Source organism: Mesorhizobium sp. M5C.F.Ca.IN.020.29.1.1 (assembly GCF_003997375.1).
GTDB lineage: Bacteria > Pseudomonadota > Alphaproteobacteria > Rhizobiales > Rhizobiaceae > Mesorhizobium > Mesorhizobium wenxiniae.
Window position 1 is genome coordinate 1 of the sequence record NZ_RZSW01000561.1, and the last position, 3,946, is coordinate 3,946.

General features: G+C 60.2%; 4 protein-coding genes and 1 pseudogene. 4 read left to right on the top strand and 1 reads right to left on the bottom strand.

Annotated features, from left to right (window positions below):
- Nucleotides 1–451 (bottom strand): annotated as a pseudogene (locus EOA85_RS29585) (hypothetical protein); the annotation flags it as partial.
- Between the two features lie 173 nt (nucleotides 452–624).
- On the opposite strand from EOA85_RS29585, the gene panB reads away from it, so the two are divergent.
- From panB to EOA85_RS29605, 4 genes are all read left to right on the top strand, one after another.
- Nucleotides 625–1,461 carry a 3-methyl-2-oxobutanoate hydroxymethyltransferase gene (panB, locus tag EOA85_RS29590; protein WP_127212113.1) on the top strand — a complete coding sequence of 279 codons (837 nt, stop codon included), beginning with the start codon at nucleotides 625–627 and terminating at the stop codon, nucleotides 1,459–1,461.
- A complete protein-coding gene (gene panC, locus EOA85_RS29595) occupies nucleotides 1,458–2,366 on the top strand; it encodes a pantoate--beta-alanine ligase (protein ID WP_127212114.1) in 909 nt (302 codons plus the stop codon). Before panB ends, panC begins: the two co-directional genes overlap by 4 nt.
- 99 nt (nucleotides 2,367–2,465) lie before the next feature.
- Nucleotides 2,466–3,185, top strand: a complete 720-nt coding sequence (locus tag EOA85_RS29600; protein ID WP_127212115.1) for a LuxR family transcriptional regulator — start codon at nucleotides 2,466–2,468, stop codon at nucleotides 3,183–3,185.
- 92 nt (nucleotides 3,186–3,277) lie between these two features.
- On the top strand, nucleotides 3,278–3,910 hold the full coding sequence (locus EOA85_RS29605) for an acyl-homoserine-lactone synthase (RefSeq protein WP_127212116.1): 633 nt from the start codon (nucleotides 3,278–3,280) through the stop codon (nucleotides 3,908–3,910).
- Nucleotides 3,911–3,946: the final 36 nt, after the last annotated feature.

Below are 3,946 nucleotides of genomic sequence, written 5' to 3' on the forward strand. Positions count from 1 at the left end.
ACTCAATCAGGCGGGGCCGCAATCTATCGAGCAGCACAGGCGGCGTGCCGAAGCGGTGGTCCTCCCAGGGAAAATATTCGTACCAACTTTGCCAGCCGCACGCGGCCGAGTTCGTTGCCTGTTCCTTCCTGGTCAATGCGAGATAGCTGATTGAGATGACGCGCTGGTGGCGCTCAGTGCCGATGCGGTCGCGATCGGCGAAGGTGTAGAGTTGCTCGATGTATCCCAGTGCATGGCCGGTCTGCTGCTCCACCCACCCCCTCAAACCCGACTGCAGCGATCGATGCTCAAGGGCAAAAGGTCCAGAAGGGAGGGTGTCCGCATGACCGACGGTGAGGACACAGGGCTCACTGTCGTTTACAGCGACCACGACGGCAGTCAGGTCCACTTTGGCTTCGTCAGCTTTGACGGCGGCTTTGCCTTTCTTGGTTCTTGTTGTCTGAGGATCCATGTTTGCGAAAGTGGGTTGGCCCAACGGAGCGCCTTAATCGATTGAATGTAACCTTGGCAGCCAGCACGTCAACACCGTAGTACTCAAGCGCTGTTTTTAGCTCTTCGCAGTCGCACAAAAATATGTCAAACGCGACACCCGCTGTTGGCAACGTAAGGAAAGGGGGGCGTCGGTTGAGCGCGGCTGGTGAGATAAAAGGGATTACCCCTCCAGATATTCGATTGCGAAAAGGCCAGACGCGACTTGTATGCTTGACGGCCTACACCACGCCGGTCGCGAGGCTACTCGATCGCCACTGCGACATCGTTCTTGTCGGCGACAGCGTCGGCATGGTGCTGCACGGCCTGTCGTCGACGCTGGGCGTCACGCTCGACATGATGATCATGCACGGACAGGCCGTTCGCCGCGGCCTTGAACACGCGCTGATGGTCGTCGACCTGCCCTTCGGTTCCTACGAGGAAAGCCCAGAGCACGCTTTCGGCAACGCTGCGCGCGTGATGGGTGAGACCGGTTGTTCAGCGGTGAAGCTTGAGGGCGGCGAGACCATCGCGGAAACCATCCGCTTCCTTGCCGCGCGCGCCGTACCTGTCATGGCCCATGTGGGGCTGACGCCGCAGGCGGTAAACACGTTCGGAGGCTATCGTGTGCAGGGCCGGGGAGCCGATGCAGAGCGGATCAGGCGCGACGCCAGGGCGGTAACCGAGGCGGGCGCCTTCTCCTTGGTGCTCGAAAAGATACCGGAGCAGCTTGCACGGCAGATAACCGCGGATATCGACATACCCACAATCGGCATCGGTGCCTCGCAAGCTTGCGACGGCCAGATTCTGGTGAGCGACGATATGCTCGGGCTCTTCACCTCATTTCGGCCGAAGTTCGTCAAACGCTATGCCGAGCTCGGTGAGCAGGCCGAGGCGGCAATCGCCGCTTACGCCACCGATGTACGGAACCGGCACTTTCCGGCGGTCGAACATCTCTATGTCAACGCCTTGAAAGCCGGAGACTTCACATGAGCGTGCCGATCGCTCGAACCGTGAGCGAGCTGCGCGCCGTCGTTGCGCAATGGCGTCGCTCGGGTGCCACGATCGGTATTGTGCCGACCATGGGAGCCTTGCACGACGGGCATCTGAGCCTCGTGCGGAAGGCGCTTGAAAGGGCCGAGCGGGTGATCGTGACGCTGTTCGTAAACCCCAAGCAGTTCAACAGCCCCGCCGACCTGATTGCCTATCCTCGGACGGAAAGCGAAGATGCTGCCAAGCTCGCGCCGCTGGGCACGCATCTGCTCTATGTGCCGGACACAGAGGAAATGTACCCGGCGGGCTTCGCCACGGCCGTTTCAGTGTCCGGCATCAGCGAATGCCTGTGCGGCGCATTCCGGCCCGGCCATTTCAATGGCGTGGCGACAGTCGTGGCCAAGCTCTTCCTGCAGGCCGGCGCTGACTTCGCCTTTTTTGGCGAAAAGGATTTTCAGCAACTTCAGCTTGTTAGGCGCTTGGTCCGGGACCTCGACATTCCGATCACTATTGTGCCCTGTCCGACAGTCCGCGAAGCCGATGGTCTTGCGCTATCGTCGCGCAACGTGCGGCTCTCCCCAGCACAACGCGCCATTGCCCCAAAACTAGCATCGGTCCTGCTCGATACGGCCGAGCGGCTTGCACGCGGCTCTCCCATCCTGCCTGCGCTTGATGAAGCGCGTGCAACAATTCTGGCTGCCGGCTATCGCGAGCTCGAATACCTGGAGCTTCGCGGAGAAACAGACCTGCAATCGTTAGCAAGCCTTGACCGACCGGCGCGCTTGCTTGCTGCGGCTTGGCTTGGCGACACGCGGCTCATCGATAACGTCGCAATATCACCCATCGGTAGTTGGTCAGGTGCGCGGAGCTCTCTCCAATCGGAAGCAGCACAGCAATTGCGGTGATGACGGCGGCGCGTCGTACGCCCTGCAGGGACAGGCCATCATTTAGAACCACGTCTCCGCCCGGCTTCCAGCAACCTCCGCGAGGTACGCAAAGCGCAGATGCATCGCGTATTTGAAACCTTGGTCGAGCAACTCTCTGCAAGCGTCGATGCCGTCGATCTCCATGAGGCAATGGCGTCCGCCGCAGCCGGGTTCGACTTTCCGCTCTTCGCTTATTTCACCTACCCATCCGCTTCCGGCGACACGCCGCGATTGATCTCGAACTATCCATCATCATGGACATCACATTACCTGCAACTGCGCTACCACAGCGTGGATCCCGTGATCCTGCGGGGACTGCGGGGCTGGGATACCTTCGACTGGGGTGTGGACCGCGATCACCGTTATTTGCCGACCTCGCAGCAGGAAGTCCTGGAAAAAGCAGCTGAGTTCGGCATTCGCGGCGGACTGACCATGTCGATGCATGATCATCGCGGCCGGTTCGCCGCACTGACCTTCGCCTCCAACGAGTCGCATCCGCCACTTTTGAGGTCGCTGACGCGCTACGAAAAAGCAATGCAGCTGGTTGCGATCACCGTTCATATCCATGCCCGGCGCAGGCTCGCCGAAGATTGCGTGGTAGATGGCATAACGCTCACCCCGCGGGAGTTCGAGTGCCTGAAATGGGCGGCGTGCGGCAAGTCGGCCTGGGATATCAGCCAGATTCTCGGTGTCTCGAAACGCACCGTGACCTTCCATCAGGAAAACGCCAAGGCGAAGCTTGGCGTGCGAACTATCAACCAGGCCATAGTGCGGATGGCTGCTCGGGCGAGATCCTGATCCTCTCCAAGGCTAGCTGTAAAGGTCTACAGGCTGCATTAATGACGGCTTTGCGCTTCGATTGCGTGGACACATCCCGCACGGAGACGACAATGATGCAGCTGATAACACCCGACTGCTACGCCGAGTTCGCGAGCGAACTCAGGGAAATGCACGGGCTTAGGTATCGGGTTTTCAAGAAGCGGCTCGATTGGGAAGTGCAGACCGAAGGCGAAATGGAAACGGACCCGTTTGACAGCCTGAACCCCGTCTACCTGCTTCTCAAGGGGTCCGATTGGCGAACTTGCGGCTGCGTCCGCCTTTTGCCGACCACCGGACCGACTATGTTGCGCGATACGTTTCCGGCGCTGCTGGATGAGATGGTGGCCCCTGCGAGTGCCGATATCTGGGAGAGTAGTCGTTTCGCGCTCGATCTCCCTCCGACAGCGCCGAAGGCTGCTGGCGGCCTGGCACAAGCAACCTACGAGCTCTTCGCGGGCATCATCGAATTCGGCTTGGCCAACAATCTCTCCGGGATCGTAACGGTGACAGATACGCGCATCGAAAGGATCCTTCGTCTCGCGACCTGGCCGTTGTCACGTATCGGACAGCCCAAGCAGGTCGGCAACACCGAGGCAGTCGCCGGCTTCCTCGAGATTTCCTACGCCAGTCTCTTGCGCATCCGCTGGAGGGGACGCCTGAACGGGCCGGTGTTGTGGCAACCAGTTCTCATCCAATCGGCATAGCGCCTGCGGATGCTCAGCCGTGACCTGGGTTAAGTC

Bases quoted from the DNA above. Each gene is read 5' to 3' on its own strand.
- panC (WP_127212114.1), top strand. From the start codon at position 1,458: ATGAGCGTGCCGATCGCTCGAACCGTGAGCGAGCTGCGCGCCGTCGTT.
- EOA85_RS29600 (WP_127212115.1), top strand. From the start codon at position 2,466: ATGCATCGCGTATTTGAAACCTTGGTCGAGCAACTCTCTGCAAGCGTC.
- EOA85_RS29605 (WP_127212116.1), top strand. From the start codon at position 3,278: ATGATGCAGCTGATAACACCCGACTGCTACGCCGAGTTCGCGAGCGAA.